General features: G+C 64.9%; 6 protein-coding genes. 2 read left to right on the forward strand and 4 right to left on the reverse strand.

Annotated elements, in window-relative coordinates; translation table 11 throughout:
* Position 1: 1 nt before the first annotated feature.
* The 3 genes from PHP91_RS05225 to PHP91_RS05235 all read right to left on the reverse strand — a co-directional run bounded on the left by PHP91_RS05225 (position 2) and on the right by PHP91_RS05235 (position 3,085).
* The gene (locus tag PHP91_RS05225; protein ID WP_300137884.1) at positions 2-1,069 is read right to left on the reverse strand and encodes a hypothetical protein; all 1,068 of its coding nucleotides are present in this window, start codon (positions 1,067-1,069) and stop codon (positions 2-4) included.
* 20 nt (positions 1,070-1,089) lie between these two features.
* Positions 1,090-1,833 carry a transporter substrate-binding domain-containing protein gene (locus tag PHP91_RS05230; protein WP_300137887.1) on the reverse strand — a complete coding sequence of 248 codons (744 nt, stop codon included), beginning with the start codon at positions 1,831-1,833 and terminating at the stop codon, positions 1,090-1,092.
* 181 nt (positions 1,834-2,014) lie between these two features.
* The gene (locus tag PHP91_RS05235; protein WP_300137890.1) at positions 2,015-3,085 is read right to left on the reverse strand and encodes an FmdE family protein; all 1,071 of its coding nucleotides are present in this window, start codon (positions 3,083-3,085) and stop codon (positions 2,015-2,017) included.
* A gap of 481 nt (positions 3,086-3,566) precedes the next feature.
* Between PHP91_RS05235 and PHP91_RS05240 the strand changes: the two genes are divergently transcribed.
* Positions 3,567-5,561, forward strand: a complete 1,995-nt coding sequence (locus PHP91_RS05240) for a GNAT family N-acetyltransferase (protein ID WP_300137893.1) — start codon at positions 3,567-3,569, stop codon at positions 5,559-5,561.
* Between the two features lie 13 nt (positions 5,562-5,574).
* Complete coding sequence (locus PHP91_RS05245; RefSeq protein ID WP_300137896.1) at positions 5,575-6,177, forward strand: SET domain-containing protein-lysine N-methyltransferase; 603 nt, start codon at positions 5,575-5,577, stop codon at positions 6,175-6,177.
* Between the two features lie 102 nt (positions 6,178-6,279).
* Here PHP91_RS05245 and PHP91_RS05250 read toward each other — a convergent pair whose 3' ends face one another.
* Positions 6,280-6,624, reverse strand: coding sequence for a hypothetical protein (locus PHP91_RS05250; RefSeq protein ID WP_300137899.1), 345 nt, complete (start codon positions 6,622-6,624; stop codon positions 6,280-6,282).
* Positions 6,625-6,721: the final 97 nt, after the last annotated feature.

The following is a 6,721-nucleotide window of genomic DNA, read 5'->3' on the forward strand; positions in this document are numbered from 1 at the left end:
GTCAGCGCTTGCGGCCGCAGACCGCGAATACCGGGTCGCTGACGCCGCGCGTCTCCAGGAAGCGGGGATCGTCACGGTCGCGCCAGTCGTTGCGGATGCTGACGGTCCGGGCGTCGCGGTCCAGCCCGGCGCGGTGCAGGTATTCCAGGACTAGGCCCATTCGTTCGAAGGCGTGCAGGTCGGTCCAGCCGTGGATGACCTGGGCGGGGTCCCAGCGGTCTGTGAAGAAGACGGCCACCGGAGCGCCGGACGGCAGACGGTCGGCCACTGTGCGGAGCAGGGCGTCGGGCTCGGCGGCGTATTCCAGGACCTGGACGGCTGCGGCCGCCTCGAAGTCCCCGGACGGGACAGGCCCGCAGGGGGAGACGTCGAGCACGCGTATGCCGGGCTGGAGGAAGCGGGCGCGCAAGGCGGCGATGTTCTCCCGAGCCCTGGCGTCCGGCGCGGGAGGGGCCGGGGGCGCGTCGTCCGCGCACTGGCGGTCAAAGAAGCCGGGCAGGAAGAAGTCGGTCGGTCGGCCCTCGTGCCGGGCCTGCATGCCCGGTCCCCAGTCGCAGGTGGCCTCGCGCCAGTGGGTGATGGAGCCGTAGGTCCCGACGTCCCGCTTTTCCAGGTACTGGATGCGCGCCTCGAAGGTGACGGGGATCAGGGCCAGGGGGTGGTTCAGGTCGGCTGTGAACCCGTCGGCCGCGAGCTCGGTGAGGCGGAAGGGCGTCAGGGTGTCGGGATAGACGTCGAGCAGGCCGTCGATGTGCCCCTGGGGATAGAACCGGCCCACGCGCGGGACGATGGGCTCGGCGCGGATGGTCTTCTTGCGCAGCCGGTCCATGGGCAGGCGGAGGACCTTGCTCTCGCGGAAGCGGGGAATGCACAGCCTCGGCTCGTAGGTCAGGGTGACGGATTCGCCCGCCGTCTTGCCTTCCAGGGCCTCGCGCATGCCGCGCGGAAAGATGTCGTTGACCGGGTTGAACCGCCGTCCGATGAACCGCTCCTCGTGGCGCGCGCCGTTCTTCTCCCAGGTGACGGAGAACTCCAGGGCGCCGATGGTGTCGTTGCCGAAGCGAAGCATGGGGAGAGCTCGGGCGGTCCCTAGTAGAGGGTCATGTCCGGGCAGGCGTATCCCCACTTGGTGTAGATGGGCTGGAGCCTCCCTTCCCTAAAGAGGCGGAGCATGCCTTCCTCGTACATCTTTTTGATTCGCTGCGCCCTCAGGGTGGAGCTGAAGAGGGGAAAGTAGGCCCGGCGTCCCACCTGCCGGGTCGTGAATTCGCTTTCTACATAAGGAATGGTGTTTTCGCCGAGGGCTTCCCGGATCAGGGCGAGGTCGTCCACGTAGAAGTCCGCGCGGTCCAGCAGGATCATGGACACGGCCTGGGCGCCGGTCATCATCTCGCGGAGATTGACCGGGACGGGGAAATTGGCGGACGAGTAGTAGCCGGGCTGGACCAGAATCTCCTTTCCCCACAGGCTTTGCAACCCCTTCCAACGGCCGATGCGCTTTTTGTTGAAAAAGGCGTAGAAGTCGTTGCTGTACAGGGGGTAGCGGGCCAGCACCAGCGGGGGGCGGACCACGTCGTCGCAGGTCATCATGTCGGTCGCGCCCGCCTTGACCAGTTCCACGGCCCGTGCGGAGGTGGCGTATTCGTGGCGGACGGTGACGTGGTAGAGGGCGAAGACCTCGCGCAGGACCTCGTGATAGAGGCCTGTGCCGTCCTGGTTGGTGAAGGTGTCCCAGGCCGGACTGGTGGTGATGACTTCCGCAATATCCGCCGCCGATGCCGCCGAGGGGAGCAGCAACAGCAGAACAATAGGATACCATTGGCGAAATCTCATCGGATGTCCTTTGGGCGGGATAAGAGGTCCCAGGGCGATGACGGGGCTTTTAAAACAAATCGGATGGAGCGTCCAGAAAGTTTACGTAATTATAACCATTGTGCTGTAACGGGAGCGGTCGGTTTTGCGAAGGTGCGGGAAACGACGCCCGCCCGGGCGGGCGTCGTTTCGGTGTGGCGGGTCAGTGGGCCAGGGCGGCCGCGTAGGGATCGGCTCCGGCCGAGGCAACGTTGTCGGCCAGGGCGGCTGGGCCGGAGAAACGGCGCAGGTCCTTGATGCAGGCCAGCTTGTCTCTCAACGGCATCTGCGCGAGCTTCCAAGACATTTTTACGCGCGAGATGAAGAAGAGCGGATTCTTCTTCCCACCGGGCGGAGTGCGGTCCGCGTTGCTCACGCCGGTGAAGGATTCGGATTTATCCCAGTCGAAGCCGAGGAACACGCCGTCGCAGACGTCCTTCTTCTTGTTGACGCGCATGGCGATGAGGGTGGGGGCCACACCGTCCTTGGCCATCTTCTCCGCCTTGTCGGGCACGAGCATGGCGTAAGCGCCGTGCTTGCCCATGGTGGCGCCGTAGGCGGACTGGAGGGCGTCCATGGCGCAGATGGGCGGCGCGCCCACGAAGACGTAGCCGTCACCGGGACCCAGCGGCAGGTGTTGGTCGAGGTAGGCCTTGGCCAGGAACCCGGCGTTCAGGCCGGGGCAGAAGTGGTCGTGCAGTTCCGCACCCTTGAGCATGGGCCAGGGCGCGCCCGCCGCCCAGGAAAGGGAGATGGAGGCCACGGAGAACAGGCGGGAGCCGATGAGTCCCTTGGCCGCCGAGGCCCAGGCCTCGGGGACGAAGAGGCTGTCGGGCGAGAGGTTCAGCGCCTGGCTGGCGAATCCGTCCCGGCCGAGCTTGAGAAAGACGGCCCGCTGATCGTCCTGCCGAACCAGGGCGAACCACAGCGGCTCGAAGCAGGGGGTGTTGACCAGGAGCAGGGTGCGGGTGCCGGGCGTCCGGCCGGTGGTTTCGGCGGCGACGTCCAGGAACGGTTCGGTGGACGCCCTGTCGGCCTGGCCGTATCCCGCATTGGTCAGGACCATGAAGCCGGGTTGGCCGGGGTCCACGCCGAGGTCGGCCATGGCCGTTTTCAGCGCCGCGTCCGCTTCCTTCATGCGCGGGGTCCACGGCTCTCCCGGCTGTGCGGCCGACGCCAGGTTCGACGCAAGCAGGACCACAAGGACCGCAATGGCGACAATACTTTTTTTCATACTTTAAACCTCCATATTGTTTTAAAAAACATACTCTATTAGAGTATATCTTTTTGAAATTGGTAGCAACATTGAAGGCGACGTCGCATGGCGTCCGGTGGGCGGTCCGTCCGGCAGGGGAAAAGGTCGGGGCATGGCCGGCGGCGGAAGAGCGCTACAGGGCGGGGTTGCGGGGGAGGCGTCGATCCCTGGCAGCCGACGGTGTGGTCGGGGATGGGAAGGCATGGGCGGCAGCGGTGGGGGCGTGCCGCCGGAGAATCCGGGCAGGTGCGAGGGTGCGGCGCCGAGAGAGCGTCACCCAGGGGCGGATGGGGTGAAACGCCGCGTTGCGCCAAGCTGTTTTGGCCTCGTCCGAAAAACTTTGGCCGACCCCCGCATTTTTCTGTTTACGCTGGGTGCGGATGGGATTATTTGCCTTGCCACAATTTCGCGAGATGCTGTATTTTGTGCAGAACGTTATTACTATGCCGGAGGCCTTTTCATGTGCCCCAAACCCGGGACGGATCCCGTCCCCCCTGAGCCCCTTCATTTTCGTAGAGCCGTACCCGCCGACCTCGGATTCCTTCTCGACCTGGAACGTTCGAGCTTCGGCAAGACCCGCCAGAGTTCGCGCGAGAGCCTGCGCAACAGCATCCTGAGCCACAGCCAGATGGTGGTCGTGGTGGAGAGCCGTGGCCGGAGGCGGTGCCAGTGCCCCGTGGGCGCGGCCGTGGTCTTCCAGTACCGCCGCTCCCTGCGCATCTATTCCCTGGCCGTGGACGGGTCCCACCGCATGATGGGCGTGGGCGAGGCGCTCATGCAGCACCTCCTCGACTTCGCCCTGAGCCACGGCTACGAGCGCATCACCCTGGAGGCGGACGCCACCAACATCCGTCTGGTGGAGTGGTACCAGAAGCTCGGCTTCGAGGCCCAGCGGACCCTGCCCGACTATTACGGCCCCGGCGAGCCCGCCCTGCGCATGGTCCAGATGCTGGGCAGCAAGGGCGGCATTTCCGAGCGCATCGTCGTGGTCGTGGACGATCCGGCCCTGGCCAAGCGAGTCGTGCCGGAGATCAATTTCTGCTCGGCCACGGACTACCTGTCCGACACCAACTACGCCACCTCGAACCGGTTCCACGTCCTGAACCTGTGCGGCTCGCACAAGACGCACTCCATCGGGTACTATGTCTCCCTGCTGGCCTCGGCCCGCAATCACAGGGTCACGCCGTCGGTCATGGCCGTCAAGGACGCGACCACGCCCATGCTGGCCCAGAGCCTGCTGGACGAGATTCGGGACAACCTGCTGGACAAGCTCCCGGCCACGGCCGGCAGCCATTTCGAGATGACCTGTATCCTGGGACAGACCCCGGACACCAAGTTCAACGACCTGGCCCGGAAGCTCTTCTCCATGTTCTCCATTCCCTTCTTCACCATCACGCTGGAGAAGAACGGCACCTGGAAGATCAAGAAGATCAAGCTCCTCAAGCTCAAGCAGGTGGTCAAGAACCACCCGGACCTGCTCAAGGACGCCCTGACCCGCTACTTCGTCAAGAAACGCTACAACCGGCAGCGGCTTCGAAGTTACAAGTACGACCTGGCCATCCTGGTCAATCCGCACGAGGCCACGCCTCCCTCCTGCCCCGACGCCCTGGAGAAGTTCCGAAGCGCGGCCGAGCGGGTCGGGTTCTTCGTGGAGTTCATCACCAAGGCCGACCACCGGCGCATCTGCGAGTTCGACGCGCTCTTCATTCGCGAGACCACGGCCATGGAGAACCACACCTACGCCATGGCCCGCCACGCCTACACCGAGGGGCTGGTGGTCATCGACGACCCCTGGTCCATCATGCTCTGCTCCAACAAGGTCTACCTCCAGGAACGGCTGACCAGCGCGGGCATCAACCAGCCGAGGGGCTGGCTGCTGACGCACAAGGCCTGCCCGCCGGAGTACCTGCGGACCCTGCCCGTGCCCCTGGTCCTCAAGCTGCCCGAGAGCTCGTTTTCCCTCGGCGTCTTCCTGGTGCATACCCACGAGGAGCTCCAGGCCAAGCTGGAGGAGATGTTCGCCAAGACCGAGCTGGTCATCGCCCAGGAGTTCCTGGTCTCGGACTACGACTGGCGCATCGGACTGCTCGACAACACGCCGCTTTACGCCTGCAAGTACTACATGGCCCGCAACCACTGGCAGATTTACAACTGGCAGGAGCGCGGCTCGGCCGAGGAGTTCGTCGGGCGGTCCGAGACCCTGCCCGTCCAGCAGGTGCCCGCCAACGTCATCAAGGCGGCGGTCAACGCCTCCTCCCTGATCGGCAACGGGCTCTACGGGGTGGACCTCAAGATGATAAACGGCAAGGCCTACGTCATCGAGGTCAACGACAACCCGAGCATCGAGCAGGGCATCGAGGACGAGCTGCTCGGCGACGAGCTCTACGAACGCATCATGCGCTCCATCTACAACCGCATCGAGACCGAGCGGCATCAGGTCCGCTACCTCTATTGATCGGGGGAAAACCGTGATCCATCCGAACACCGTCGTGCGCAACGTCTCCCCGGAGATCGGGGTGGGCGTCTTCGCCACCGCGCCCATCGCGCGCGGCACCATCGTCGTGGTCCGCGACCAGTACGACATCTGCCTCACCCAGGGGCAGTATTGCGGACTGCCCGGCCCGGTCCGCGAGTCCATGGAGACCCACATGTACCATGACCGTTGCGGCAACCTGGTCCTGAGCTGGGACCACGCGCGGTACATGAACCACAACTGCCACAGCAACACCATGATGACCGGCTACAACCTGGAGATCGCCGTGCGCGACATCGCGGCGGGCGAGGAAGTTACCACGGAATACGGCCTGCTCAACATCCAGGAGCCCTACGAGATCCACTGCGGCTGCGAGAACTGCCGGGGCCGTCTGCGCCTCGATGACATCGAGGTCTACGGGGGGCAGTGGGACCTGGCCATCCGCGAGAGCCTGCTGCGCATCCCTGCCGTGGACCAGCCGTTGCTTCCAGTGTTCTCCGGCCCGGACAGGGAGCGGCTCGACGCCTTCCTGCAAGGCCGGGCCGAGTACGTCTCGATCAAGGGGCTGGCCTGGCGCGCCTGCGCGGGCGAGCTGTAGGCGCACCCTCCGTTTTCCCGCCCCGGCCAGGCCGGGAGCGCACACGGCCGGTCGTCCCCGAGGGGCGATCGGCCGTTCGTGTTTTCGCGAGGGGAGTGCGGATCAGACGAAGACGATGTCGTCGGCCTGGACTGCGTCGCCCGTGACCTGGGCGATCTGCACGGCGGCCTGGGCATCCGCGCCGTCGGCGTCGTACCAGAGGGCGTCGGACTCGAAATAAAAGCAGGCCTCATGCACGTTCATCTGGGACGCGGCCTCGAAGAAGTGGTCCGCATTCAGGGCGCCGACGGCCGACTGCCCGAATTCCGAATAGGTGAAGTGGAAGGCGTCGTCGGCGTGGCTGAAGTCGGCGATGGCGTCGCCTCCCTCGTCGGAGGCTCCGTAGGTGAAAATGTCGCTGCCCGCGCCGCCGGACAGGGTGTCGCCTCCCGCGTCGCCGAAGAGCATCTTCCTTGTTCTATATAGCTACCACCTGTGTTTTCATTGTTTTTCTCCAAAGCTTCGTAAATTTCGGCGATACTAACATTCATCGAAGCCAATTTGT

It is taken from the genome of Pseudodesulfovibrio sp. (genome assembly GCF_028692895.1).
In the GTDB taxonomy this organism is placed as follows: Bacteria; Desulfobacterota; Desulfovibrionia; order Desulfovibrionales; family Desulfovibrionaceae; genus Pseudodesulfovibrio.